21 protein-coding genes are annotated in these 26,100 nt (G+C 70.7%); 16 read left to right on the plus strand and 5 right to left on the minus strand.

Features of this window, described 5'->3' with window-relative positions:
• Positions 1-100 precede the first annotated feature (100 nt).
• From OG936_RS26260 to OG936_RS26280, 5 genes are all read left to right on the plus strand, one after another.
• Positions 101-2,455: an ATP/GTP-binding protein gene (locus OG936_RS26260; RefSeq protein WP_406497907.1), complete on the plus strand. Its 2,355-nt coding sequence runs from the start codon at positions 101-103 to the stop codon at positions 2,453-2,455.
• Positions 2,456-2,602: 147 nt separating this feature from the next.
• A complete protein-coding gene (locus OG936_RS26265) occupies positions 2,603-4,216 on the plus strand; it encodes a PucR family transcriptional regulator (RefSeq protein ID WP_406497908.1) in 1,614 nt (537 codons plus the stop codon).
• Between the two features lie 361 nt (positions 4,217-4,577).
• Entirely contained in the window at positions 4,578-6,023 is a 1,446-nt protein-coding gene (locus tag OG936_RS26270) for an aldehyde dehydrogenase family protein (protein WP_383751638.1), read from the plus strand.
• A gap of 214 nt (positions 6,024-6,237) precedes the next feature.
• Positions 6,238-6,420 carry a hypothetical protein gene (locus OG936_RS26275; RefSeq protein ID WP_406497911.1) on the plus strand — a complete coding sequence of 61 codons (183 nt, stop codon included), beginning with the start codon at positions 6,238-6,240 and terminating at the stop codon, positions 6,418-6,420.
• Positions 6,417-6,941 (plus strand): hypothetical protein, encoded by a 525-nt coding sequence (locus OG936_RS26280; protein WP_406497912.1) that lies wholly within the window; start codon positions 6,417-6,419, stop codon positions 6,939-6,941. Before OG936_RS26275 ends, OG936_RS26280 begins: the two co-directional genes overlap by 4 nt.
• On the opposite strand, the gene OG936_RS26285 is transcribed toward OG936_RS26280, so the two are convergent.
• Positions 6,938-7,666, minus strand: a complete 729-nt coding sequence (locus tag OG936_RS26285) for a right-handed parallel beta-helix repeat-containing protein (RefSeq protein WP_406497914.1) — start codon at positions 7,664-7,666, stop codon at positions 6,938-6,940. The genes OG936_RS26280 and OG936_RS26285 overlap by 4 nt on opposite strands.
• Before the next feature lie 551 nt (positions 7,667-8,217).
• Entirely contained in the window at positions 8,218-8,439 is a 222-nt protein-coding gene (locus OG936_RS26290; RefSeq protein ID WP_406497916.1) for a hypothetical protein, read from the minus strand.
• A 712-nt stretch (positions 8,440-9,151) separates the two neighbouring features.
• Between OG936_RS26290 and OG936_RS26295 the strand changes: the two genes are divergently transcribed.
• From OG936_RS26295 to OG936_RS26325, 7 genes are all read left to right on the plus strand, one after another.
• The gene (locus OG936_RS26295) at positions 9,152-11,098 is read left to right on the plus strand and encodes an acyl-CoA dehydrogenase family protein (RefSeq protein ID WP_406497917.1); all 1,947 of its coding nucleotides are present in this window, start codon (positions 9,152-9,154) and stop codon (positions 11,096-11,098) included.
• Between the two features lie 111 nt (positions 11,099-11,209).
• Complete coding sequence (gene dxr / locus OG936_RS26300) at positions 11,210-12,463, plus strand: 1-deoxy-D-xylulose-5-phosphate reductoisomerase (protein ID WP_383751661.1); 1,254 nt, start codon at positions 11,210-11,212, stop codon at positions 12,461-12,463.
• Complete coding sequence (locus OG936_RS26305) at positions 12,460-13,770, plus strand: M50 family metallopeptidase (RefSeq protein ID WP_383751664.1); 1,311 nt, start codon at positions 12,460-12,462, stop codon at positions 13,768-13,770. Before dxr ends, OG936_RS26305 begins: the two co-directional genes overlap by 4 nt.
• Before the next feature lie 181 nt (positions 13,771-13,951).
• A complete protein-coding gene (gene ispG, locus OG936_RS26310; protein WP_266752503.1) occupies positions 13,952-15,106 on the plus strand; it encodes a flavodoxin-dependent (E)-4-hydroxy-3-methylbut-2-enyl-diphosphate synthase in 1,155 nt (384 codons plus the stop codon).
• A 204-nt stretch (positions 15,107-15,310) separates the two neighbouring features.
• Entirely contained in the window at positions 15,311-16,156 is an 846-nt protein-coding gene (locus OG936_RS26315; RefSeq protein WP_406497919.1) for a GNAT family N-acetyltransferase, read from the plus strand.
• A 60-nt stretch (positions 16,157-16,216) separates the two neighbouring features.
• Positions 16,217-16,840, plus strand: coding sequence for a GNAT family N-acetyltransferase (locus tag OG936_RS26320; RefSeq protein WP_383762710.1), 624 nt, complete (start codon positions 16,217-16,219; stop codon positions 16,838-16,840).
• Positions 16,841-16,876: 36 nt separating this feature from the next.
• On the plus strand, positions 16,877-18,577 hold the full coding sequence (locus OG936_RS26325) for a proline--tRNA ligase (protein ID WP_406497921.1): 1,701 nt from the start codon (positions 16,877-16,879) through the stop codon (positions 18,575-18,577).
• A gap of 60 nt (positions 18,578-18,637) precedes the next feature.
• On the opposite strand, the gene OG936_RS26330 is transcribed toward OG936_RS26325, so the two are convergent.
• Genes OG936_RS26330 through OG936_RS26340 form a run of 3 tightly spaced genes read right to left on the minus strand, consistent with a single transcriptional unit; the run spans position 18,638 to position 20,576 of the window.
• Positions 18,638-19,540, minus strand: a complete 903-nt coding sequence (locus OG936_RS26330) for an aminoglycoside phosphotransferase family protein (RefSeq protein ID WP_406497923.1) — start codon at positions 19,538-19,540, stop codon at positions 18,638-18,640.
• A 29-nt stretch (positions 19,541-19,569) separates the two neighbouring features.
• Positions 19,570-20,052 (minus strand): ferritin-like domain-containing protein, encoded by a 483-nt coding sequence (locus tag OG936_RS26335; RefSeq protein ID WP_406497925.1) that lies wholly within the window; start codon positions 20,050-20,052, stop codon positions 19,570-19,572.
• Entirely contained in the window at positions 20,049-20,576 is a 528-nt protein-coding gene (locus OG936_RS26340) for a hypothetical protein (protein ID WP_406497927.1), read from the minus strand. The genes OG936_RS26335 and OG936_RS26340 overlap by 4 nt, the downstream gene beginning before the upstream one ends.
• A gap of 175 nt (positions 20,577-20,751) precedes the next feature.
• Here OG936_RS26340 and rimP point away from each other — a divergent pair, with 175 nt between their 5' ends.
• From rimP to infB, 4 genes are all read left to right on the plus strand, one after another.
• Positions 20,752-21,249 (plus strand): ribosome maturation factor RimP, encoded by a 498-nt coding sequence (gene rimP / locus OG936_RS26345; RefSeq protein WP_327258693.1) that lies wholly within the window; start codon positions 20,752-20,754, stop codon positions 21,247-21,249.
• 2 nt (positions 21,250-21,251) lie between these two features.
• A complete protein-coding gene (nusA, locus tag OG936_RS26350) occupies positions 21,252-22,292 on the plus strand; it encodes a transcription termination factor NusA (protein WP_266749020.1) in 1,041 nt (346 codons plus the stop codon).
• A gap of 191 nt (positions 22,293-22,483) precedes the next feature.
• Complete coding sequence (locus tag OG936_RS26355) at positions 22,484-22,762, plus strand: YlxR family protein (RefSeq protein ID WP_266749022.1); 279 nt, start codon at positions 22,484-22,486, stop codon at positions 22,760-22,762.
• Positions 22,763-22,909: 147 nt separating this feature from the next.
• Complete coding sequence (gene infB / locus OG936_RS26360; RefSeq protein ID WP_406497928.1) at positions 22,910-26,011, plus strand: translation initiation factor IF-2; 3,102 nt, start codon at positions 22,910-22,912, stop codon at positions 26,009-26,011.
• Positions 26,012-26,100 lie beyond the last annotated feature (89 nt).

Consider the following 26,100-nt stretch of genomic DNA (forward strand, 5'->3'; position numbering starts at 1 on the left):
ACCGCGTCCGACGGGGTGGTTCGGGGCACTAGATTGATGACTTCGGGCGCGTGCGCCCGGAGTTACCGGTCGGCGCTGGTCAGGGGACGAGGGACAGCAGATGGACACCGAGGGCACGTACGGCTCGCGCGACACCCGCTCCGGTCGTCCGGTGCCGCGCCCGGCGGGCCCGCCACCGCCCGGACTGCCGCCGAGGCCGGGATACGCCCCCGCGTCCGGCCCCTCGCTGGGGGACTGGCTCCGCACCCCGCGCGCGGCGGCCGAGCCCGGCCTGTGGCGATTCGGCCACACCCCCCGGCCCGACACCGACCCCGACCGGGTGCCCGACCGGGCGCTGATCGGCGGCGCGGTCGTGGCACTGCTCGCCGCCCTGCTGGTGTGGTCATTGTGGCGCAACGGATACGTGCCGCACAGCCGGATCCTCCTCGAAGTCGTCACACCGTCCGACTGGTGGGGGCTCGAACGCCCCGCGGCGGCCCTGACCGCCCTCGCCGTCTACAACAGCATGGTCGCCGTCCTGCTGATCTGGGGCTTCGGACGGCTGGGCAACTGGCACGCGGTGTTCCGCCGGTACGCCGCCGACCACCGCCAGCCGGGCCGGGCGCTGCGCACCGCGCTGGTCGGGGCCGTCCTGGTCTGGTGCTTCGTGAACTCCGACGACCTGCTGCCCTTCGACGACCTGGCACTGGGCCTGACGCCGTACTCCTGGCTCTACGGCGGCACGGCCGTGCAGACCCGGGACCGCGTGGAGACCTTCAAGACCGTGTACCACCTGGTGGGCGCCGTCGCGATCCTCCTGCCGGTCGCCCGGGCCGGCGGCTGGTTCACCCTCGTACGGGAGTTGCGCCGCGGTGCGAAGAGCAGGCCGGAACCGGAGAAGGCACCCGGTGAGAGCCCCGCCGACTGGCCGCAGCTGCGCGCCGCGGGTCAGCAGGCCGCCGCCGACCGGCTGGTGGCGGACGGGCGGACGGGATGGATGAACGACGTCGACTGTGTACGGATCCGGCGCGCCTGGGTCTCCGTGGAGGCCGACCCCGCACGGGTCGGCCCGTTCACCGACGCCGTGCTCGGCCAGGGCGCACGGGCCTGTCCGCACCCTTCGGGCGACCGGGACCTGCCGGCCCGTACAGCCACCCACGACCTGCTCACCTCGCAGGTGCGGCTCGGCCGGTACACGGACTTCGACCGCAACCCGGCGGCCCGGCGGGGCGCGGGGGCCGCCGTCGACCCGGCCTCCCTGGGTTCCTCGCTGCTGGCCGTCGGGCCCTTCGGGTCCGGCAAGACCCGGCACCTGGTGCGGCCCGTCGTGGAGTCGCTCGCCCTGCAGGCACTCGCCGGGAAGGCCGTTGTCGTGGCCGTCTGCGCGGCAGGCACCCCGCTCGGGCCCGACGAGGGCTACGACGTGGTGATCAAGCCGGGCGACCCGTCCTGTGCCCACGACCTCGACCTGTACAGCGGAACCGACGACGCCGACGAGGCCGCCGCCCTGCTCGCCGAGGCGATGGCCGGCGACCTGCCCGACATCGACGCGCGGCGGGCCACGACCGCACTCGCCCAACTGCTCGGCCCGTACCGGGCGGTCCACGACCGCTTCCCGTCCGTCCCGGTGCTGCGCGAGCTGCTCGACGGCTCTCCCGGCGCCCTCGCCGAGCTCCGGGCCCAGCTCGACAGTGACGCGCACCCCTCCCACCTCCGTGAACTCGACACCCGGGCACGGCAGGCCGGCGCCCCCGGCGACCCGGGACTCCTTCTCGCCGACCGGCTCGCTGCCCTGGACCGGCCCGCCTTCGCGGGGTTCTTCGACACCACCGGCACGGCCCGGCCCTTCTCGGTACGCACCCTCGAACACCCGCTGCGGGTCCGCATCGACCTGCCGGAACGCGCCCACCCCGAGGCCGCGCGCCTGATCGCCCGGCTGGTGCTCGCCCAGTTCACCTCCGGGGCGGCCGCCCGCACGGACCGCTCGCTGTTCGCCTTCCTCGCCCTGGACGACGCCACGCACGCCGTCACCGCCGAGTCCGTACGGGCCGTGCAGCGGCTGCGGAACTGCAACGCCGGTGTCCTGCTCACCCTGCGCGGGCTGGGTGACGTACCGGAGAGCCTGCACACCGCGCTGCTCGGCTCGGTCGGCTGCCACATGACGTTCTCCGGCGTCACGACCTGGGACGGACGGCTCTTCGCGCAGGCATGGGGCACCGAATGGGTGGAGACCACCGAGGTCGCCAAGCACACGGTCTTCGCCCACCAGCCGCTCACCCGGGCCGTGCACGCCCTGCGCAAACTGGTCACCGGCAAGGCGGTCACCACGGACGCGGTGACCGTGCGCCAGGTGGAGCGCGAACGCTGGTCGGCCTCCGAACTGGCCCACCGGGTGCCGGCCGGGCACGCGGTGCTCTCCCTGACCACCGTCAAGGGCGAGCACGCACCGCCGCTCCTGGTGGACCTGAACGGCTGAGAGATACGGGGCGGGGGCCGCGGGCGTGGAAGCGGTTACGGCAAACCCTGCCGCCCTGGCAGAATCGAGGGGAGCCGTTCATACGGGACGGCGAAAATCGATACTGATCGATTCCCTCATCGAATCCCTGAAGGTCCCACGGTCCCCATGCCCCCCACTCTCGCCTCGCTCCTCCAGCACTCGGCGCTCAAACTCACGGTGCGCGCGGGGGCGGACCGGCTCGACGCTCCCGTCCGCTGGGCACACGCCAGCGAGCTGACCGACCCCGTGCCGTACATGGAGGGCGGTGAGTTCCTGCTCGTCACCGCCACCAACCTCGACGCCGAGAACCCCGAGGCGATGCGGCGGTACGTGCGACGGTTGGCCGGGGCCGGAGTCGTCGGTCTGGGCTTCGCCGTCGGCGTCAACTACGACGACGTACCGCAGGCCCTGATCGACGCCGCGGAGGAGACGGGTCTGCCGCTCCTCGAAGTGCCGCGCCGCACCCCGTTCCTCGCCATCGCCAAGGCGGTGTCGTCGGCGATCGCCGCCGATCAGTACCGGGCCGTGACGGCGGGGTTCGAGGCCCAGCGGGAGCTGACGAAGGCCGCACTCGCGGGCGACGGCCCCGGCGAGCTCCTGGGCCGGCTCGCGGCCCATGTCGACGGCTGGGCGGCGCTGTACGACGCCTCCGGCGCGGTGGTCGCCGCCGCCCCCGAGTGGGCCGCCCGCCGGGCCGCCCGGCTCACCCCCGATGTGGAACGGCTGCGGGACCGTCCCGCCCCGGCCAGCGTGGTCGTCGGCGGCACCGACGACCGGGTCGAGCTCCAGTCCCTCGGCACCGGCCGCCGGGTCCGGGGCGCCCTGGCCGTCGGCACGGGGGCGGCACTCGGCACCGCCGAGCGGTACGCCGTGCACTCCGCGGTCGCCCTGCTGACCCTGACCACCGCCCGCTCCCGGTCCCTCCAGGGCGCCGAACAGCGGCTGGGCGCGGCGGTGCTGCGCATGCTGCTGGCCGGCCAGCCGGACCACGCACGGGCGGTCGCCGGGGACCTGTACGGGGGGCTGCTCGACGCCCCGTTCCGGCTGCTCATCGCGGAGGCGTCCGGGCCTGCGACACCGGCGGCGCTGGGCGAGGCGATGGACGCGGCGGCCTTCCGGACCGGCGAGGCGCTGCTGGCCGTGCCCGAGGGCGAACGGCTCGTCGTGCTGGCCGCGGACGGCGGAGCCGCGGTCGCCGCCTGCACGGCGTTCGCGGAGGCGCAGGAGGCCCAGGAGTCCCATGAGGCACGGCCGTCGCGCGAACCGGCGCCGGAGGAGGGCCAGGGCAAGGTTGTCGTGGGGCTCTCCGCACCGGCGGGCCCCGTTGCCGTCTCCGCCGCGTACAAACAGGCGGAACAGGCCCTGTCGGTGGCCCGCCGCCGGGGCAGGGCGCTGGTCGAGCACGAGGAGCTGGCGACCGGCTCGGTGCTGCGGCTCCTCGCGGACGACGCCGTACGGGCCTTCGCCGACGGAATGCTCCGCGCCCTGCACGAGCACGACGCCAAGGGCCGCGGCGACCTGGTCGCCTCCCTGCGGGCCTGGCTCGCCCATCACGGCCAGTGGGACGCGTCCGCGGCCGACCTCGGCGTGCACCGCCACACCCTGCGCTACCGGATGCGCCGGGTCGAGGAGATCCTGGGCCGCTCCCTGGACGATCCGGACGTCCGGATGGAGCTGTGGCTGGCACTGAAGGCCACGAGCTCCCCGTCGGCGCCCCAGACGCAGGTGCCGGAGACGTAACGACCTCACCCGCGTTGGAGAGCGGGCTCCCGGCGTCATACGACTCCGCCTCCGGCGTTGTCGTCGGTGAACGACTCCCCCACGCTCGAACCTGCTCGGGAGGGACCCCCGTCGCGTCGCTTCCCTCCTCCGCCTTGGATCCGAAGCCGCATGACGCCGCTCGCTGATCCGCTCTCTATCGCGGGTGAGGTCGTAACCCTGGCGCCGACGGACGGGCCCGGTGTCCCCGTCGACGCACACGCATCCGACAAACCGGCGCACCTCCGTCGCGCACTGCTCCACGCCGGACAAACGCCAGGGCGGCCGTGCGGCCCTACGGTGGGGGCAACACACCCCACGTCTCCGAAGGGCCGGAACCTCCATGACTTCCACCCACGCCTTCTGGCTCGCCGGCCGCCAGGCCACCGGCGAGGACAGCTTCGACGTCACCAACCCCTGGGACGGCCGTCTCGTCGGCACCGTCAGCGTGCCGACCGACGCCCAGATCGAGGAGGCCGTCGCGGCCGCGCACGCCGTGCGCGAGGAGTTCGCCGCGACCCCGGCCCATGTCCGGGCCGCCGCACTCGACCACGTCGTACGGCGCCTGGTGGAGCGCACCGAGGAGATCGCCCAGCTGATCTCCGCCGAGAACGGCAAGCCGATCAAGTGGGCCCGCGGCGAGGTCGGCCGCGCCGTCTCCGTGTTCCGCTTCGCCTCCGAGGAGGCCCGCCGCTTCAACGGCGGTGACGCGCAGCGCCTCGACACCGACGCCGGTGGCACCGGCCGCCTCGGCCTGACCCGGCGCTTCCCGCGCGGTACGGTCCTCGGCATCGCACCGTTCAACTTCCCGCTGAACCTGAGCGCCCACAAGGTCGCCCCGGCCATCGCCGTCGGTGCCCCGATCATCCTGAAGCCCGCCCCGGCCACCCCGATCTCCTCGCTGATCCTGGGCGAGCTGCTGGCCGAGACCGACCTGCCGGCCGGTTCGTGGTCCGTGCTGACGGTCCCCAACGACCGGATGCCCGCCCTGGTCCAGGACGAGCGCCTGCCGGTGATCTCCTTCACCGGTTCCGGCCCCGTCGGCTACTCGATCATGGAGTCGGTGCCGCGCAAGCACTGCACCCTGGAGCTCGGCGGCAACGGCGCCGCGGTCGTGCTCGGCGACTACGCCTCCGACGAGGACCTGGACTGGGCCGCGACCCGTATCGCGACCTTCTCCAACTACCAGGGCGGCCAGTCCTGCATCTCGGTGCAGCGCGTCATCGCGGACGCCCAGGTCTACGACCGGCTCCTCCCGAAGATCGTCGCGGCCGTCGAGGCCCAGGTCACCGGCGACCCGTCCGACGCCGCCACCGACGTCGGCCCGCTGGTCAGCGAGGACGCCGCCAAGCGCGTCGAGTCCTGGGTCGACGAGGCCGTGCAGGCCGGCGCCCAGCTGCTCACCGGCGGCAAGCGGGACGGTGCCACGTACGCGCCGACCGTGCTCGCCGAGCTCCCGGACAACGTCACCCTCTCCTGCGAGGAGGTCTTCGGACCGGTGCTGTCCGTGCAGAAGGCGGACGGCGAGGCCGAGGCGTTCGCAGCGGTCAACTCCTCCAAGTACGGCCTGCAGGCAGGCGTGTTCACGCACGACCTGCAGACCGCCTTCCGTGCCCACCGTGCCCTTGAGGTCGGCGGCGTGATCATCGGCGACGTCCCCTCCTACCGCGCGGACCAGATGCCGTACGGCGGCGCCAAGCAGTCCGGCGTCGGCCGCGAGGGCGTCCGCTACGCCATGGACGACTACACCTACGAGCGCGTGCTGGTCCTCACCGGCCTCGCCCTGTAGTCCGCGAACAGGATCGAACCGATCCACCTACGTCGCCTGCGTTCCGCCTGGACAGCACGACAGCAGGCGGCAGAGAGACGGCCGAAGCCCACTGTGCGGGGGCTTCGGCCGTTTCTGCGTATCTGCACGCTGAGCTGCGGCGATGGTCGGATCTTGGCTGGTTCGGATGGGGTAGTGGGAGCACCGTGGGAGCACGAGCCGTTAATGTCCGCATATGGCGAACCTTGTTGCGCGTAGGAACAGGGCTGGGGAGGTCTCCAGCTACCAGGTGAGGTGGCGCGAAGGCGGTGTGAGGGCCAGTGAGCAGCAGACCGAACGCTTCGACAACGAGGACTCGGCCAAGGTCTTCAGGGACGCCGTTGACGAGGCCGGGCAGCACTGGCCCCCGGCTGGGTGAAGGGCAAAGGCTACGTCGACCCCACAGCCGCCGACCAGCTGCGATACCGCTTCGACCGCTGGGCCGTTGAGTCCGTCGAGAACCGCACCGCGAGCAAGCGCTACAAGCAACAGCGCATCCGCGCGCTGGACCGCGACCTTGACCGGCGTACCCGGTCCATCGAGCACCAGCCCAAGCCACGCCCCGTGGCGGGCCCGAAGGGCGACCCCGGCCCGCCGGGTCCGGAAGGGCAGCCAGGTCCCGCCCCGGCCGCCGTGGTGGTCGTCACCGACCACCACGGCCGCGCCACATGGCTCCTCGACCCCCCGCTGCCGGCACCGCCTGTCATCAGTGCCACCGCGGTCGACCGTGAGCGGGGTGAGGACGGGCCGCTGACCCTCACCGCCGAGGAGGTCACCGGCGCCACTGTGACGGTGCGGGTGTGGCGTACCCGGCCGGTCCTCGGTCTTGGGCTGCTGCCCGCCGTACCCGCTGCCGACGTCGACGTCCACCTCACAGCAACTTTGGCGGATCGAGGCTAAATCCTGGTGTTGCCGCCTTTGTTGACGACGCTCGCCTTCTTGCAGTGGCCCCAGGTGACCTTATTCTTCTTGGTCCAGCCGCCCCACTTGATCAGTGAGACCTTGCCTGAGTATCCGGTTCCGTACTTGTTGTTCTTGAAGATGTTGCCGCTCCCGCAGGCCTCGCCTTTTGACGGGTCGTACCACTCGCTGAACATGGCGTAACTGCCGGACTTGGTGAAGGTGTTTCCGCTCACCGTGTTTTTGCTGCTTCGGTCTCTGATCCGTACGGGGTCACCGCTGATGGATGAGAATTTGTTGCTGGTGACGATGCTGCCCGAGGTCCTGACCAGGTAGACCCCGTGCATCTTTCCCTTGTTGTTCAGATTGGAGAAATTGTTCTTCTTGATCACGATTTTGGAGGAGTTCAGAACGTGGACCCCGCCGAAGCCGTCGGAGCCGCTGAGATTCTTGAACGTGTTCCCGGTGATCGTGACATTCGAGACGTTTTTGAGACGGATCGCGTTCTGATGGCCGGAGAAGGTCTTACCACTGATGGTGAATCCACCGGGACCGCCATCGATGCAGAGCTGATAGTCGCCCTTGGGGCATTTGACCTGCCCCGGATACTTGGCAGCAGCTGCCGTACCGGCGGCGGCCGGGGTCGTCCCCGCGGTCCCCAGAGCGGCCACTATGGTGACGGCCGCGAGAGTAGTGCGAGCAGCCTCTATGCGCATGATCAGCATCCCTTCACGGTTCGTGTTTCAGGCAGGCCCGTACGCCCGGCTTCACCGAGAAGCAGCCGGGTATCCATGCTGTGCGTGTCGCTCCGTACAGATCCTGGCCGCAGGGCCGGGGAAGCTCAAGCCCCCAGGCGCCTTGCCTTAGGCTCGATGCAGTTGCTGGTTATGGGCCGGGCTTCACTGCAACCCCTTGGAAGGGGTCAGGTCATGGCTGCGGTCTGCGCATGAGGCGAGTAGTTCAACGTGGATGACACCGGCGAACTCTGCTTGAACCCGGGCACGATGGGCCTCCGGAAGGTCGTCCATTTCAGTACGCCCGGGACCTTCAAGTTCAGGAAAGCGGATTACCCCTGGCTGGCCCGCGTACGGGTCAAGGTCCAGGCGGGTGGTGGGGGTCGGCGGGCGCCGAAGCGGAGGCGAATCAGCTGATTGCCCGGCCCGGCGCGTCCGCGGGCGGCTACTCGGAGTCAGTGATCGAGGTGGGGGCTCTCGCTGGTGTGGAGTCGGTCGCCGTCGGAGCAGGCGGCGCCGGAGGTGCCGGCAACAACGCTGGGTCAATGGGCGGAGGGTCGAGCTTCGGTGGCACGGTCACTGCGATCGGTGGTGCGCGCGACCAGCGTGCCGTCCTGAGTCATCGCGCCGATCAGCATCACAGCACTCTCCGTACCCCGCCGTGATCCCCGCAGGGCCTTGCCGTCCGCCGCCACCGTTTCCAGGGCCAGCTCCCGCACCCGCAGGAGAACCTCCAGCTCACCCGGCTTCACCGCCGACAACACCCTGCGCAACGTGTCCGCCCCCGGCGTTCAAACCAGCCCGAACGCACCGACGGGAACCAGCCCCAGCCGCAACTTCTCCTGCAGATCCGCGGCAGCAGCCCACTGCGCCATCGCCCGCCAGGTATCACGCGGAAGACGTAGCTCTCACGCCGGCTGATATGCCGCGCGCCGTGCGTGACGCCGTGGTTCGGAGGGCCGACGTGGTCCTCTCCGTGAGCGAGGGCTCCGCCGGGCAGAGCAGTCCTCTGTCCGTACGGCTCACACCGTGGCTGCCGTGCTGGGAGCGGGTGCCCGCCGCCCTCCCCCGTATCGGCGGGGCATCGTCAGTGCCCTCTCTCGCGCTCCGTGGCCGACGGGGCGTGGCCCGGCCCGACGGCCCGCCTGCCGGGCCCTCTGCGTTCGCGCAGGTCGGAGGAGAACCACAGGTCGGAGGAGAACCACAGACCAGGGCGGCGCTGCAAGGGCCCCACCGCGCGGGGACTCCGGCCGTCTCTGCTCCACCCGCCCCGCTCACGGCCCGACCGCCCTGTCACCACGGGGCTGTCCAGTGGAGTGGCTCCCGACCCGATCGGCGTCCGGGGGATGGTGGGAGTCCCTGGAATCGGGTACATCAGGACAAGTACACCGGTTGGTACGGCTCGGCAGGCGCCCATGCGCTCCGGGCGGACCGGCCGCGTCCGCCCACCCCACAACGCGGCGAGGTGAGCTCCTCATGTCCGCACCATCCGCACCGAAGAACACGCCCAAGGTCACCGAGCGTGAAGCGCGCCAAGTGGCCGAGGCCGCGCGCGAACAGGACTGGCAGAAGCCCAGTTTCGCCAAGGAACTCTTCCTCGGGCGCTTCCGCCTCGACCTGATCCATCCGCATCCGCTGCCGCCCGTGGACGACGTCCGGCTCGGCGAGGCGTTCCTCGCCCGGCTGCGCGACTTCTGCGAAACCAGGATCGACAGCGCCCTGATCGAGCGTGAGGCGAGGATCCCCGACGAGGTGATCAACGGCCTCAAGGAACTCGGCGCGCTCGGGATGAAGATCGAACCGAAGTACGGCGGCCTGGGGCTGACCCAGGTCTACTACAACAAGGCCCTTTCCCTGGTCGGCTCCGCCAGCCCCGCGATCGGCGCGCTGCTCTCCGCCCACCAGTCCATCGGCGTACCGCAGCCGCTGAAGATCTTCGGCAGCCAGGAGCAGAAGGACGCCTTTCTGCCCCGGCTGGCCAGCACCGCCATCTCGGCGTTCCTGCTCACCGAGCCGGACGTCGGCTCCGACCCGGCCCGGCTCGCCACCTCGGCCGTTCCGGACGGGTCGGACTACATCCTCGACGGGGTGAAGCTGTGGACGACCAACGGTGTCGTCGCCGACCTGCTCGTCGTGATGGCCCGTGTCCCGAAGTCGGAGGGCCACCGGGGCGGCATCACCGCGTTCGTCGTCGAGGCGGACTCCCCGGGCATCACCGTGGAGAACCGCAACGCCTTCATGGGCCTGCGCGGCATCGAGAACGGCGTCACCCGCTTCCACCGCGTCCGGGTCCCCGCCGCGAACCGCATCGGCCCCGAAGGCGCGGGGCTCAAGATCGCCCTGACCACGCTCAACACGGGACGGCTCTCGCTGCCCGCGATGTGCGTCGGCGCCGGGAAGTGGTGCCTGAAGATCGCCCGTGAGTGGTCGGCGGTGCGCGAGCAGTGGGGCAGGCCGGTCGCCCGGCACGAGGCCGTCGGCGCCAAGATCTCCTTCATCGCCGCGACCACGTTCGCGCTCGAAGCGGTGGTCGAACTCTCCTCCCAGATGGCCGACGAGAACCGCAACGACATCCGGATCGAAGCGGCTCTCGCCAAGCTCTACGGCTCCGAGATGGGCTGCCTGATGGCCGACGAGCTGGTCCAGATCCGCGGCGGCCGGGGCTTCGAGACCGCCGATTCGCTCGCGGCCCGGGGCGAGCGGGCCGTCCCCGCCGAGCAACTCCTGCGCGACCTGCGGATCAACCGGATCTTCGAGGGCTCCACCGAGATCATGCACCTGCTGATCGCCCGTGAGGCCGTCGACGCCCACCTGAAGGTCGCCGGAGACATCATCGACCCCGACAAACCCCTCTCGGCCAAGGCGAAAGCGGGCGCGAACGCGGCCGGCTTCTACGCCCGCTGGCTCCCCAAACTCGTCGCGGGGCCGGGACAACTCCCGCGTACGTACGGAGAGTTCAACCCGGCCGGCCACCCGGACCTGTCCACCCACCTGCGCTACGTCGAACGCTCCGCCCGTAAACTCGCGCGCTCCACCTTCTACGCCATGTCGCGCTGGCAGGGCCGGATGGAGACCAAGCAGGGCTTCCTCGGCCGGATCGTCGACATCGGTGCGGAACTCTTCGCGATGAGTGCCGCCTGCGTCCGCGCCGAACTGCTGCGCTCCTGCGACGACCACGGCCGCGAGGCCTACCAGCTCGCCGACGCGTTCTGCCGCCAGTCCCGCGTCCGGGTCGAGGAACTCTTCACCCGACTGTGGTCCAACACAGACGATCTGGACCGACGCGTGGTGGACGGCGTCCTGTCCGGTACGTACACCTGGTTGGAGGACGGCATCATCGACCCGAGCGGCGAAGGACCGTGGATCGCCGACGCCACCCCGGGGCCGTCCGTCCGGGACGACGTCCACCGGCCCATTCGCTGACCCGCGGCCCACCGGGCGGACGCGCGTCGGGTGTACCCCGCCGCACCGCTCCGGGCGGGTGCGGGGGACGCACTGTCCACACGCACAGCCGATGCGGCAACAATGGGGGGCATGAGCGACAGCCCTGCCCCCCTCGCCGACCCGCACCTCGTCTTCGACGCCGCGGAAGGCCGCCGGGATCTCGTCATCCTCGGCTCCACCGGTTCCGTCGGTACTCAGGCCATCGACCTGGTGCTGCGCAATCCCGACCGCTTCCGCGTCACCGGGCTCTCCGCCGCGGGCGGACGGGTCGCCCTCCTCGCCGAGCAGGCCCGGCAGCTGCGGGTGCGTACCGTGGCCGTCGCCGCGCCGGACGCCGTACCGGCCCTGCGCGAGGCGCTGCGCGCGCAGTACGGGACGGGCGAGCCGCTCCCCGAGATCCTGGCCGGCCCCGAGGCCGCCTCCCAGCTCGCCGCCGGCGACTGCCACACGGTGCTCAACGGAATCACCGGCTCGATCGGTCTCGCCGCCACGCTCGCCGCGCTGGAGGCGGGCCGCACGCTCGCCCTGGCCAACAAGGAATCGCTGATCGTCGGCGGCCCGCTGGTGAAGGCGCTGGCGAAGCCCGGCCAGATCATCCCGGTCGACTCCGAGCACGCCGCCCTCTTCCAGGCGCTCGGCGCGGGCACCCGCGCCGACGTGCGCAAGCTCGTCGTCACCGCGTCCGGCGGCCCCTTCCGGGGACGCACCAGAAGCGAACTCGTGGACGTCACCCGTGAGGAGGCTCTCGCGCACCCGACCTGGGCCATGGGACCGGTCATCACGATCAACTCCGCCACCCTGGTCAACAAGGGACTGGAGGTCATCGAGGCGCATCTCCTCTACGACATCCCGTTCGACCGGATCGAGGTCGTGGTCCACCCCCAGTCCTACGTCCACTCCATGGTCGAGTTCACCGACGGCTCCACCCTCGCCCAGGCCACACCCCCGGACATGCGGGGCCCGATCGCCATCGGCCTCGGCTGGCCCCAGCGCATCCCGGACGCGGCCCCCGCCTTCGACTGGTCGAAGGCGTCCAGCTGGGAGTTCTTCCCCCTCGACAACGAGGCCTTCCCGTCCGTGGGACTGGCCCGGCACGTGGGCACGCTCGGCGCCACCGCCCCCGCCGTGTTCAACGCCGCGAACGAGGAATGCGTCGACGCATTTCTGACGGGACGGCTGCCGTTCAACGGAATCATGGATACGGTCACCGCTGTGGTGGCCGAACACGGCACCCCCGCCACGGGAACTTCGCTCACGGTCGCAGACGTCCTCGAAGCGGAGACCTGGGCACGCGCCCGGGCCCGTGAACTCTCGGCGAAAGCGACAGCGGAGGCGCGCGCATGAGTATTTCGACGGTCCTGTTGACGATTCTGGGCATCGTCGTCTTCGTCATCGGCCTGCTGTTCTCGATCGCCTGGCACGAGCTGGGGCACCTGTCGACCGCGAAGCTCTTCGGCATCCGCGTCCCCCAGTACATGGTCGGCTTCGGACCGACGATCTGGTCGCGCAAGAAGGGCGACACCGAGTACGGGATCAAGGCCATCCCGGCCGGCGGCTACATCCGCATGATCGGCATGTTCCCGCCGGGACCGGACGGGCGCCTGGAGGCGCGGTCCACCTCACCGTGGCGCAGCATGATCGAGGACGCCAGGTCCGCGGCCTTCGAAGAGATCGAGCCCGGTGACGAGAAGCGCCTCTTCTACACGCGCAAGCCGTGGAAGCGCGTCATCGTGATGTTCGCCGGACCGTTCATGAACCTGGTCCTCGCCGTCGCGATCTTCCTCGGTGTGGCGATGTCCTTCGGCTTCCAGACCCAGACCACTGAGGTCGCGGGCGTTCAGAAGTGCGTGATCCCCCAGAGCGAGAACCGCGAGACCTGCAAGAAGACCGACGCCGTCTCGCCCGCACAGGCGGCGGGACTCAAGAAGGGCGACAAGATCGTCGCCTTCAACGGCCAGAAGGTCGACGACTGGGCGACGCTCTCCGAGCGGATCCGCGACACCGTCGGTCCTGCCACCATCACGGTCCAGCGCGACGGTCAGGAGCAGACCCTCCACGCCGTGCTGAAGAAGAACGCCGTGGCGAAGAAGGACTCCAACGGGGATGCGATCCCCGGTAAGTACGTGACGGCCGGCTACCTCGGCTTCGCCGCGCAGACCGAGATCGTCCCGCTCTCCTTCGGCGACTCGGTCGTCCGCATGGGAGACATGATCGAGAATGGCGTCGACTCGATCATCGCCCTCCCGTCCAAGATTCCCGGCCTGTGGGACGCCGCCTTCGGCGACGGCCCGCGAGCGGCCGACTCCCCGGTGGGGGTCGTCGGCGCGGCCAGGATCGGCGGCGAGGTGATGGCGCTGGACGTGCCGGCGCAGAACCAGATCGCGATGATGCTGTTCCTGCTGGCGGCCTTCAACCTCTCGCTGTTCCTCTTCAACATGTTGCCCCTGCTCCCGCTCGACGGCGGACACATCGCCGGAGCGCTCTGGGAGGCCCTGCGCCGTAACGTGGCGCGCGTCTTCAAGCGCCCCGACCCGGGCCCCTTCGACGTGGCCAAGCTGATGCCGGTCGCCTATGTCGTCGCAGGTGTCTTCATCTGCTTCACGCTACTGGTGCTGGTGGCCGACATCGTCAATCCGGTCAAGATCTCCTGACCTCCCGGACGGCCCGGTGTACGAAGGGTGACGGCCCGGCACACAGTGTGTGTCCGGGCCGTCACCCGCGTGCGGCACTTCCGCACGCGGTGTGCTCGGGGCCGCCGCCGGTGACGTAACCTCGGAACCCGGAGCCCGCCGATCTCGGGACCTCGATCCACACCTTGGGGATGCTCAGCGCATGACTGCGATTTCTCTCGGAATTCCGTCCGTTCCGACCAAGCTCGCCGACCGGCGGGTCAGCCGCAAGATCCAGGTCGGATCGGTTGCGGTGGGCGGGGATGCGCCGGTGTCGGTGCAGTCGATGACGACGACGCGTACGTCGGACATCGGTGCGACGTTGCAGCAGATCGCGGAGTTGACGGCGTCGGGCTGTCAGATCGTGCGGGTGGCGTGTCCGACGCAGGATGACGCGGACGCGTTGGCGACGATTGCGAAGAAGTCGCAGATTCCGGTGATCGCGGATATTCATTTCCAGCCGAAGTATGTGTTCGCGGCGATCGATGCGGGTTGTGCCGCGGTGCGGGTGAATCCGGGGAACATCAAGCAGTTCGACGACAAGGTGAAGGAGATCGCGCGGGCGGCGAAGGATGCGGGTACGCCGATCCGGATCGGTGTGAACGCGGGTTCGCTGGATGCGCGGTTGCTGAAGAAGTACGGGAAGGCGACTCCGGAGGCGTTGGTGGAGTCGGCGCTGTGGGAGGCGTCGCTCTTCGAGGAGCATGACTTCCGGGAGATCAAGATCTCGGTGAAGCACAACGATCCGGTGGTGATGGTCAATGCGTACCGTCAGCTGGCTGCGCGGTGTGATTACCCGTTGCATCTGGGGGTGACGGAGGCGGGTCCGGCGTTCCAGGGGACGATCAAGTCGGCTGTGGCGTTCGGTGCGTTGCTGTCGGAGGGGATCGGCGACACGATCCGGGTGTCGTTGTCGGCGCCGCCGGCGGAGGAGGTCAAGGTCGGTCTGCAGATTCTGGAGTCGTTGAATCTGAAGCAGCGTCGGCTGGAGATCGTGTCGTGTCCGTCGTGCGGGCGGGCGCAGGTGGATGTGTACAAGCTGGCGGATCAGGTCAGTGCGGGGCTTGAGGGCATGGAAGTGCCGTTGCGGGTGGCCGTGATGGGCTGTGTCGTCAATGGTCCGGGTGAGGCCCGTGAGGCGGATCTGGGTGTCGCGTCCGGCAATGGCAAGGGGCAGATCTTCGTGAAGGGCGAGGTCATCAAGACCGTGCCCGAGTCGAAGATCGTCGAGACGCTGATCGAAGAAGCCATGAAGATCGCCGAACAGATGGAGAAGGACGGCATCGCCTCCGGCGAGCCCGAGGTCTCCGTCAGCTGATCCACGACGCTCACGACCGCGCCCCGCCGGAGGAAGACCGCCCGGCGGGGCGCAGCCGTGAGCGGCCCCACGAAGCGGACCGGACGCCGGCGACCCGTGCGCGACAGCGAGTGCACCAGGCCCTTGTCCGGGCACGGGGGCGGCGCGGACGAGGCTCTTTGGGTAAAGTGCGGAAATCAGCAGACCGCATGGTGAGGCCCCCTCGTGTTGACGCAGACCACCACCCGGGTCCTCGAACCCAGCGACCTCGGCGCCGCTCTCGCCATATTGGAGAGCGAACCCGTGGCCAATGCCTTCGTGACCGCCCGGGTCCGGATCGCAGGTCTCGATCCCTGGCGCCTCGGTGGCGAGATGTGGGGCTGGTACGCCGACGGACGGCTGCGTTCGCTGTGCTACTCGGGCGCCAACCTCGTACCGATCTGCGCCACCCCCGAAGCCGTCAGGGCCTTCGCCGACCGCGCCCGCCGGACCGGCCGACGCTGCTCCTCGATCGTCGGCCCCGCGGAGCCCACCGCCCAGCTGTGGCGGCTGCTCGAACCCGGCTGGGGCCCCGCCCGCGAGGTCCGGGCCCATCAACCCCTCATGGTCACCGAGAGCCTGTCCGCCCAGGTCACCCCCGACCCCTTGGTCCGCCGGATCCGCAAGGACGAGATGGACGTCCTGATGCCGGCCTGTGTGGCGATGTTCACCGAGGAGGTCGGCATCTCCCCGGTCGCGGGTGACGGCGGTCTCCTCTACCAGGCACGCGTCGCCGAACTCATCGGCGCCGGCCGCTCGTTCGCCCGGATCGAGGGCGGCAAGGTCCTCTTCAAGGCGGAGATCGGCGCGGCCACCCCGCAGGCCTGCCAGATCCAGGGCGTCTGGGTCGCTCCCGAACACCGCGGCCGAGGACTGTCCGAGACCGGCATGGCGGCGGTCCTGCGCTACGCACTGGCCGACGTCGCACCCGTCGTCAGCCTGTACGTGAACGACTACAACACCCCCGCCCGCAGGGCGTACGCCAGAGTAGGCTTCCGCGAGACCGGCGCGTTCATGAGCGTGCTGTTCTGACCGGCGGCCGGTGTCGCCGCCCCGTACCGTCCACCCCGCCCGGGCCAGTAGGGTCGGCCCATGGCAGCAGTTTCCGGGGGCGGCCCCCACACTCCCAGCGTCCGGATCGGACCGATCGATCTCGCCGCGCGCGTGGACGAGGCGCTCGCCGTGCAGGCCGTCGCCTTCGGCCTGGGCCCGGAAGAGATCGAGGTACGGCGCCACATCGTCCTCAGACACCTCGACCACCCCTGCGCCCGCGCCCTGGGCGCCACCACCCCCGACGGCCGGCTCGTCGGCTTCGTCTATGGCCTGCCGAACGAACGCGGCCAGTGGTGGTCCACCGTCGTCGAGCCCTACCTCCGCGCCACCGGTTCCGCGCACTGGCTCGACGACTCGTTCGTCATCACCGAACTGCACGTCCACCCGGCGTTCCAGAACCGCGGCATCGGCCGCATGCTGATCACCGCCATCACGGACGCCGTCGACCAGCCCCGGTCCATCCTCTCCGCGATCGACACGGACAGCCCGGCACGTGCCCTGTACCGCAGTCTCGGCTACCGGGACCTGGCCCGCCAGGTGCTCTTCCCCAGCGCTCCCAAGCCGTACGCGGTGATGGGAGCCCCGCTCCCGCTGCGTCGCAGGGGACAGACGGGAACGGACCGACAGCCAATCGATTTCCGCCCACCCGTACCACCCGGCTAACCTCCTGCACATCACCCTTCCGAGCAGGAGTTCACCATGGTCCAGGTCCAGCGCATGTCCCGATTGATGATCAAGACACTGCGCGACGACCCGGCGGACGCCGAGACGCTCAACCACAAGCTGCTCGTCCGGGCCGGTTACGTACGCCGCACGGCGGCCGGAATCTGGACCTGGCTGCCGCTCGGCAAGAAGGTCCTGGAGAACATCACCCGCGTCGTCCGCGAGGAGATGGACGCCATCGGCGGCCAGGAAGTGCTGCTTCCCGCGCTGCTCCCCAAGGAGTCGTACGACGCCAGCGGCCGGTACCACGAGTACGGCGATCTGCTGTTCAAGCTCAAGGACCGCAAGGGCGCCGAGTACCTCCTCGGCCCGACCCACGAAGAGATCTTCACCCAGGTCGTCAAGGATCAGATCACGTCCTACAAGGACCTGCCCGTGATCCTCTACCAGATCCAGACCAAGTACCGGGACGAGGCCCGCCCCCGCGCCGGTGTGCTGCGCGGCCGCGAGTTCCAGATGAAGGACTCGTACTCCTTCGACACCACGGACGAGGGGCTCGTCGAGGCGTACCAGCTGCACCGCGCCGCCTACATCCGGATCTTCGAGCGGCTCGGCCTCGACCACCGCATCGTCTCCGCCGTCTCCGGCGCGATGGGCGGCTCGGCCTCCGAGGAGTTCCTGGCCCCCGCCCCGGCCGGTGAGGACACCTTCGTCGACTGCCCCGCCTGCGACTACGCCGCCAACACGGAAGCCGTGACCTTCAAGGCCGCCCCCGTGGACGCCTCGGCGCACGGCCCGGTCGAGGAACTGGACACCCCCGACACCCCGACCATCGAGACGCTCGCCGCGCACCTCGGCGTCCCGGCCTCCGCGACCCTGAAGAACCTGCTGGTCAAGGTCGACGGCGAGATCGTCGCCGTGGGCGTGCCCGGCGACCGCGAGGTCGATCTCGGCAAGCTCGGCGAGCACCTCGCGCCCGCCGTCGTCGAACTGGTCACCGCGGAGGACTTCGAGGGCCGCGCCGACCTGGTGCGCGGCTACGTCGGCCCGCAGGGTCTGGAGAAGGTCCGCTACATCGCCGACCCCCGCATCGCCGCCGGCACCGCCTGGATCACCGGCGCGAACAAGTCCGGCACCCATGCGAAGAACGTCGTCGCCGGCCGTGACTTCGAGGTCGACGACTACCTCGACGTCGTCGTCGTCGAGGCGGGCGACCCCTGCCCCAAGTGCGGCACCGGCCTCCAGCTGGACCGCGCCATCGAGATCGGTCACATCTTCCAGCTCGGCCGCAAGTTCGCGGACGCCTTCCAGCTCGATGTGCTCGGCCAGAACGGCAAGCCGGTCCGGGTCACGATGGGCTCGTACGGCATCGGCGTCTCCCGCGCCGTCGCCGCGCTTGCCGAGCAGACCGCCGATGAGCAGGGGCTTTGCTGGCCCCGCGAGATCGCCCCGGCCGATGTCCACGTCGTCGCGGCGGGCAAGGCGCTCCAGACGGAGCTGGCCCTGGACGTCTCCGAGAAGCTCGCCGCCGCCGGTGTGCGGGTCATGGTCGACGACCGTGCGGGTGTCTCGCCCGGTGTGAAGTTCACCGACGCCGAGCTGATCGGCGTCCCGAAGATCCTGGTCGCCGGCCGCCGCTCGGCCGAGGGCGTCCTGGAGCTCAAGGACCGCCGCACCGGCGAGCGTGAGGAGCTCACGGTCGACGAGGCGATCGCCCGCCTCGTCGCCCAGGGCTGATACCGGAACGGACAGGAGACCCCCGCGCACCGCGCGGGGGTCTCCTGCGTTCGCGGACCGCTAAAGCCAGCCGGCGAACTCCAGCGTCAGCTCACCCTCCTGACGACGGCCCACCGCCAGCGCCCGGGTGCCCGACTCCACCGCGCGGAACAGCGTCCAGCCGTGCAGCCGTTCCCGGTCCACGTCCAGCGAATCGGCGAGCTTCTTGATCCGGCGACGGGCCGTCGCCGGACCACCCGGGGAGGCGATCAGATCCTCCACGCGGTCGCGCACCAGGCGCGCCAGATCGTAGGCCCGCTCGCCGATCAGCGGCTCCGGCCCGACCGTCAGCCAGGGCACCCGCTCACCCGCGAGCACCTTGCTCTGGCGGAAGTTGCCGTGCAGCAGCAGGGATTCGGGGGAGTGGGCGACCAACTCCTCGCGCGCCGCGAGCGCCGCGGAGACCAGCGGGGCCAGGCTCGGTTCGGCCGCGGCGCGGGCGCGCATCGGCTCAGTACACCGTCCCGTCCGTTCCGCGACCGTCTCGAATCCATGACCGGCCGGCGGCTCGATCCACAGCCGGCGCACCGTCCCCGCCGCCTCCAGCAGCGCCTTCGCCTCCGGCAGCGAACGCAGCGACATCTCGGGGTGCAACCGCTCCAGCAGCAGGGCACCGGGGCCGGAGGCGAGGAGCCGGACCGCGCCCCAGCCGTTCCAGTGGGCGAGCGCCGCCCGTTCCAGCTCGGGCGCGGCCCCGGACGGAGCGAGCTTCAGCGCGGCCGGGGTGCCGTCGGAGCACGTCACCAGCAGGACCAGACTGCTGCGGCCGCCGGGGGTGGCGACCCGGTCCACGGTCACCTCCTGACCGGTCGAGGACAGCGCTTCCTCGGTCAGTACGGGAATCCGTGCGAGCCAGTCGGCGGCGTCGTCCCCGTACGACTCGCCGAGCGCTCGCACCAGACGCTGCGGCGGTTCGAAACCCATGCGTGCCTTGTTCCCTTTCAGAGCTTTCTTCAGTGCGTGGCGCCGGGCCCGTGTTTCGCGGCGGTCCCGTCCGTCGCGCCGGTCCCGCCGGTGGTCAGCTCGGCGAGCCCGGGAAAGGGTACGCCGCTGCCCCGCCAGCGGACCGCGCGCACCGCGGCCTCCCGCAGCGCGTCCGCCGCCTGACGCCTGAGCGGCCCGTCGGCGGCCCGTACGAGATCCGAGTAGACGCCCGCGACCCGGTCCTCCAGCAGGGCGGCCAGCCGCACCGCCGCGGCCGGGTCCGGCACCGCGAACGGCAGAGCGTACGCCGCCTGCGCCGCCACCGGCTCACCGCCCAGGTCGCGCACGGTCCGCACCAGCGTGTCGCGCCGGGCCCGATGAGCGTGGTAGGCCGCCGTGGCCTCGGCCCGGCGGCCGTCGGCGACCCGGGCGCCGACCACCCCGTACCCGTACACCGCCGCGTGCTCGGCGGCCAGGGCAGCCTGCGCCGCCTTCTGTGTCCCGGCGCTCATGACGAGGTCTCCTTGGCCAGTTCGGTCAGCAGATAGGCGTGGGCCGCGCCCGCCGCCGCGATGGAGGCCAGCAGCCGGGCCAGCTCCGGCGGCGCCGTCAGCAGCGTCACCGTATGGGCGTCCGCGGTGTGGCGCTCCGCCGCGGCCAGCTCCTTGACGGCGGACGCCGCGTCGGTGGCGCGTGTCCGGGAGGACACAGGCGTCCCTTTGCCGTCGGGCGCCAGTGCCTCGGCATGGGCCCGTACGGCGTCCCGCAGCGGTGAGAGCCCGGCAGCGGTCGCCGGATGGGCCCTGACCACGTACTCGTACCGGGCGAGCAGTTCCCTGCTGGTGCGGGCGGAGCTCGCCCGGAGCGTCCTCTCCGTCCGCGCGGCCAGCGCCTGCGCGTCCGCTGTCGCCGTGTCGGTACCGGCGGAGCCCTCCCGGGGCCCGGACCCGTCACCGCAGCCGGCCAGCACCGCACCCATGGCGATCGCTCCCGTCGCGGTGAATGCACCTCTGCGCGTCGTCCCCGTGCGCCGCACTTGTTCTCCTCCGGGCTTGGCCCTGTTGTGACTGGATCTGTCCTGAAGTGATCACCGCAGGCGAGCGTACCCGCGGCCCGGAGCAGGCGGACGCCAACACCCCTCGGGACCGGATACCCTTTGACCTGACACGCGAGATCCCCACAACAGCACACGCGGCCGAGGAGTCACCCGGATGAGCACGACCCAGAGCGAGAGGCTGCGCGGACTGCTCGAACCGCTCGTCAGCGCCGAACAGCTGGATCTCGAAGAGATCGAGGTGTCCCGGGCGGGCCGCCGCCGGGTGCTGCGGATCATCGTGGATTCCGAAGAGGGCGTGGAACTGGACGCCTGCGCCGAGCTGAGCCGCGCGATCTCCGAGAAGCTGGACGAGACCGACGCGATGGGCGAGGGCGAGTACGTCCTCGAAGTCAGCTCCCCCGGTGCCGACCGCCCGCTGACGGAGCACCGCCACTACGTACGCGCCACGGGCCGCCTGGCCAAGCTGCAGTTGCGCGAGGGCGGCGACCTGGTGGCCCGCATCCTCGCCGTGGACGAAGAAGGCCTCGACCTCGAAGTGCCGGGCGTCAAGGGCCGCAAGCCCACGTCCCGCCGGGTCGCCTTCGACGACATCGCCAAGGCGCGCGTGGAGATCGAATTCAGCCGCAAGGACAAGAAGGAAGAGGAGGCGTAGCCGTGGACATCGATGTGAAGCTCTTGAAGGGCTTGGCACAGGACAAGGAGATCCCCTTCGACGTGCTCGTCGAAGCGATCGAGTCGGCCCTCCTCATCGCCTACCACCGTACGGACGGAAGCCATCGCCGCGCACGCGTGGAGCTCGATGCGCGCGGCCACGTGACGGTGTGGGCGAAGGAGGACCCGGCCGACCTCGAACCGGGTCAGGAGCCCAAGGAGTTCGACGACACCCCGTCCGGTTTCGGCCGGATCGCCGCGACCACCGCCAAGCAGGTCATCCTGCAGCGGCTGCGCGACGCCGAGGACGACCGGACGTTCGGGGAGTACGCGGGCCACGAGGGCGATGTCGTCACCGGCGTCGTCCAGCAGGGCAAGGACCCGAGGAACGTCCTGGTCGACATCGGCAAGCTGGAAGCCATCCTTCCGGTGCAGGAACAGGTACCGGGCGAGGAGTACACCCACGGCCTGCGCCTGCGTACGTACGTCGTACGGGTCGCCAAGGGTGTGCGCGGTCCCTCCGTGACGCTGTCGCGGACCCACCCCAACCTGGTGAAGAAGCTCTTCGCGCTGGAGGTCCCGGAGATCGCGGACGGTTCCGTCGAGATCTGCGCGATCGCCCGCGAGGCCGGTCACCGTACCAAGATCGCGGTCCGTTCGACCCGCTCCGGGCTGAACGCCAAGGGGGCCTGCATCGGCCCGATGGGCGGCCGGGTGCGCAATGTCATGGCCGAGCTGCACGGCGAGAAGATCGACATCGTGGACTGGTCGGACGACCCGGCGGAGATGGTCGCCAACGCTCTGTCTCCCGCACGAGTGAGCAAGGTCGAGGTCGTGGACCTCGGTGCGCGGTCCGCCCGGGTCACCGTCCCGGACTACCAGCTGTCGCTCGCGATCGGCAAGGAGGGGCAGAATGCCCGCCTCGCCGCCCGCCTCACCGGCTGGCGCATCGACATCCGCCCGGACACCGAGACCGACGCCGAGCGCGACATCGCCGACCGCGAGCGGGCCGAGCGGGCCCGCGAGCGTTCCGAACGCGGCTGACCCGACCCGGCAGTCCCCGGCGGGCGGGCCCGTGCCGGACCGCCGGGCGCCGCCCCGGAACGGGGTTCCCCGGAGCCGGTCGCGCCGGGCCCGGGGAATACATCGGGGCGGCAGGGCGCTGAGATCACGACAACATCCGTTCGATTTTTGCCCCAAAGGGGTGAGGTCGGTGCGGGGAGGTAGACTTAAACGTGTCTGGCCGGACGCAAGCCCGCGCCTGCCCTGAGCGAACCTGTGTGGGATGCCGGGAGCGGGCGGCCAAGAGCGAGCTGCTGCGCATCGTCGCGGACGAGGACGCCTGCGTCCCTGATCCTCGCGGTACGCTGCCCGGCCGGGGTGCTTATGTACACCCCGTCTCCGTCTGTCTGGACCTGGCGGTTCGCCGCCGGGCATTCCCCCGGGCCTTCAAGGCCAAGGGGCCGTTCGACACCGCCGCGGTGCAGCGGTTCGTCGAGCGGGTGACACCGTAGGAAATGAACGGCACGGGTCCCCGTGCGGTCAGGTACCTCGCGAGTTGGAAGTAGGTCGAGATTGCGATGAGCACTCGATGAGTACGCGATGAGTACGCCCATGAAGTAGCGACGGTCCGGCGGTAACCCGGACCTAAAAGGAGCGAAGTGGCTAAGGTCCGGGTATACGAACTCGCCAAGGAGTTCGGCGTCGAGAGCAAGGTCGTCATGGCCAAGCTCCAAGAACTCGGTGAATTCGTCCGTTCGGCGTCCTCGACGATCGAGGCGCCGGTTGTACGCAAGTTGACTGACGCACTGCAGGGGCCCGGCGGCAACGCCGGCAAGTCCGCTGCGAAGCCTGGCGCGCCCCGCAAGGCAGCGCCCGCGAAGCCCGCAGCGCCCTCCCCGGCCGCTGCGGCACGTCCCGCTGCCCCGAAGCCCGGCGCCCCGGCCCCCAAGCCGGCCGCCGCAGCCCCGGTGAGCAGCATCCCCGCGGCGCCTTCCGCGCCGTCCGCGGGCCCGCGTCCGGGTCCGAAGCCCGCGCCCAAGCCCGCTCCGGTGACTCCGGTCCCCGCCGCGGAGTTCTCGGCTCCGGCTCCGGCCCAGCCCGCTGCCCCGCAGCAGCAGGCCCCGCGTCCCGCGGGTGCCACTCCCGGACCCCGTCCTGCCGGTCGTCCGGCCCCGGCCGGCGGTCAGCGTGACGGCGGTCAGCGTGACGGTGGCCGTGGTGGCGAGCGTGGCGACCGCCCCGCACGTCCCGCGGGCCAGGGCGCCCCGCGCCCCGGCGGCTCTCGTCCGGCCGGTCCCCGTCCGGGCAACAACCCCTTCACCTCCGGTGGCTCGACGGGCATGGCCCGTCCGCAGGCGCCCCGTCCCGGTGGCGCCCCGCGTCCCGGTGGCGGTCAGGACCGTCCGGGCGCTCCGCGTCCGCAGGGCGGCCCCGGCGGCGCCCCGCGTCCGCAGGGCCAGGGCGGTGCCCGTCCCACTCCGGGCGGCATGCCGCGTCCGCAGGCTCCCCGTCCGGGCGGTGCCCCCGGTGGTAACCGTCCGAACCCGGGCATGATGCCGCAGCGTCCCGCTGCGGGCCCGCGTCCCGGTGGTGGCCCCGGCGGTGGCCGTGGTCCCGGCGGTGGCGGTCGTCCCGGTGGCGGCGGCGGCGCAGGTCGTCCCGGTGGCGGCGGCGGCTTCGCAGGCCGTCCGGCCGGTCCCGGTGGCGGTGGCGGCGGTTTCGCCGGTCGTCCCGGTGGCGGCGGTGGCGGTGCGGGTCGTCCCGGTGGTGGCGGCGGCTTCGGCGGTCGTCCCGGCTTCGGTGGACGTCCCGGCGGCCCCGGTGGCCGTGGTGGCACGCAGGGTGCGTTCGGCCGTCCCGGCGGTCCGGCGCGTCGTGGTCGCAAGTCGAAGCGGCAGAGGCGCCAGGAGTACGAGGCCATGCAGGCCCCGTCGGTGGGCGGCGTCATGCTGCCTCGCGGCAACGGACAGTCCGTCCGGCTGTCGCGCGGTGCCTCCCTCACCGACTTCGCGGAGAAGATCAACGCCAACCCGGCGTCGCTCGTCGCCGTGATGATGAACCTCGGCGAGATGGTCACGGCGACGCAGTCGGTCTCCGACGAGACGCTGAAGCTGCTCGCCGACGAGATGAACTACGTCCTGGAGATCGTCAGCCCGGAGGAGGAGGACCGCGAGCTGCTCGAGTCCTTCGACATCGAGTTCGGCGAGGACGAGGGCGGCGAAGAGGCTCTGGTCTCCCGTCCGCCGGTCGTGACCGTCATGGGTCACGTCGACCACGGCAAGACCCGACTTCTGGACGCGATCCGCAAGACGAACGTCGTCGCGGGCGAGGCCGGCGGCATCACGCAGCACATCGGTGCGTACCAGGTCTCCTCCGAGGTCAACGGCGAGGACCGCAGGATCACCTTCATCGACACCCCGGGTCACGAGGCGTTCACCGCCATGCGTGCCCGTGGTGCGAAGTCCACCGACATCGCGATCCTCGTGGTGGCGGCGAACGACGGTGTGATGCCCCAGACGATCGAGGCGCTGAACCACGCCAAGGCGGCCGACGTGCCGATCGTGGTCGCGGTCAACAAGATCGACGTCGAGGGTGCGGACCCGACCAAGGTGCGCGGCCAGCTCACCGAGTTCGGTCTGGTGGCCGAGGAGTACGGCGGCGACACGATGTTCGTCGACATCTCCGCCAAGCAGGGTCTGCACATCGACCAGCTGCTGGAGGCCGTCGTCCTCACCGCCGACGCCTCGCTCGACCTGCGGGCCAACCCGGAGCAGGACGCGCAGGGTATTGCGATCGAGTCTCACCTCGACCGCGGCCGCGGTGCCGTTTCGACCGTCCTGGTCCAGCGCGGCACGCTGCGCATCGGCGACACGATGGTGGTCGGCGACGCGTACGGCCGTGTCCGGGCGATGCTCGACGACAACGGCAACAACGTCGAGGAAGCGGGTCCGTCGACCCCCGTCCTCGTGCTGGGTCTCACCAACGTCCCGGGTGCCGGCGACAACTTCCTGGTGGTCGACGAGGACCGTACGGCCCGTCAGATCGCCGAGAAGCGTGCCGCCCGTGAGCGCAACGCCAACTTCGCCCGCAAGGGCGTCCGGTTCTCCCTGGAGAACCTGGACGAGGCGCTCAAGGCCGGTCTGGTCCAGGAACTCAACCTCATCATCAAGGGCGACGCGTCCGGTTCGGTGGAGGCTCTCGAGTCCTCGCTGCTCCAGCTCGACGTCGGCGACGAGGTCGACATCCGGGTCCTGCACCGCGGTGTGGGTGCGGTCACCGAGTCGGACATCGACCTGGCGACCGGCTCCGACGCCATCGTCATCGGCTTCAACGTCCGCGCTGCCGGGCGTGCCCAGCAGATGGCGGAGCGCGAGGGTGTCGACGTCCGCTACTACTCGGTGATCTACCAGGCCATCGAGGAGATCGAGGCGGCCCTCAAGGGCATGCTCAAGCCGGAGTACGAAGAGGTCGAGCTCGGTACGGCGGAGATCCGCGAGATCTTCCGCTCGTCCAAGCTGGGCAACATCGCCGGTGTGCTGGTCCGGTCCGGCGAGGTCAAGCGCAACACCAAGGCGCGCCTGCTGCGTGATGGCAAGGTCATCGCGGAGAACCTCAACATCTCCGGTCTGCGCCGCTTCAAGGACGACGTCACCGAGATCCGCGAAGGCTTCGAGGGCGGTATCAACCTCGGAAACTTCAACGACATCAAGATCGACGACGTCATCGCGACGTACGAGATGCGCGAGAAGCCGCGAGGCTGACCCGCAGGGATGTCCGGGGGACACCCCCCCGGACCCCTCATCAACAGTCGGGGCCGGTCGACGGGTCATATTTCCGTCGATCGGCCCCG

This window comes from Streptomyces sp. NBC_00846 (assembly GCF_045207325.1).
Classification (GTDB): domain Bacteria; phylum Actinomycetota; class Actinomycetes; order Streptomycetales; family Streptomycetaceae; genus Streptomyces.

Bases quoted from the DNA above. Each gene is read 5' to 3' on its own strand.
- OG936_RS26305 (WP_383751664.1), top strand. From the start codon at position 12,460: ATGAGTATTTCGACGGTCCTGTTGACGATTCTGGGCATCGTCGTCTTC.
- OG936_RS26320 (WP_383762710.1), top strand. From the start codon at position 16,217: ATGGCAGCAGTTTCCGGGGGCGGCCCCCACACTCCCAGCGTCCGGATC.
- OG936_RS26335 (WP_406497925.1), bottom strand. From the start codon at position 20,052: ATGAGCGCCGGGACACAGAAGGCGGCGCAGGCTGCCCTGGCCGCCGAG.
- OG936_RS26285 (WP_406497914.1), bottom strand. From the start codon at position 7,666: ATGCTGATCATGCGCATAGAGGCTGCTCGCACTACTCTCGCGGCCGTC.
- OG936_RS26265 (WP_406497908.1), top strand. From the start codon at position 2,603: ATGCCCCCCACTCTCGCCTCGCTCCTCCAGCACTCGGCGCTCAAACTC.
- OG936_RS26295 (WP_406497917.1), top strand. From the start codon at position 9,152: ATGTCCGCACCATCCGCACCGAAGAACACGCCCAAGGTCACCGAGCGT.
- OG936_RS26325 (WP_406497921.1), top strand. From the start codon at position 16,877: ATGGTCCAGGTCCAGCGCATGTCCCGATTGATGATCAAGACACTGCGC.
- OG936_RS26270 (WP_383751638.1), top strand. From the start codon at position 4,578: ATGACTTCCACCCACGCCTTCTGGCTCGCCGGCCGCCAGGCCACCGGC.
- OG936_RS26260 (WP_406497907.1), top strand. From the start codon at position 101: ATGGACACCGAGGGCACGTACGGCTCGCGCGACACCCGCTCCGGTCGT.
- OG936_RS26275 (WP_406497911.1), top strand. From the start codon at position 6,238: ATGGCGAACCTTGTTGCGCGTAGGAACAGGGCTGGGGAGGTCTCCAGC.
- ispG (WP_266752503.1), top strand. From the start codon at position 13,952: ATGACTGCGATTTCTCTCGGAATTCCGTCCGTTCCGACCAAGCTCGCC.
- OG936_RS26330 (WP_406497923.1), bottom strand. From the start codon at position 19,540: ATGGGTTTCGAACCGCCGCAGCGTCTGGTGCGAGCGCTCGGCGAGTCG.
- dxr (WP_383751661.1), top strand. From the start codon at position 11,210: ATGAGCGACAGCCCTGCCCCCCTCGCCGACCCGCACCTCGTCTTCGAC.
- rimP (WP_327258693.1), top strand. From the start codon at position 20,752: ATGAGCACGACCCAGAGCGAGAGGCTGCGCGGACTGCTCGAACCGCTC.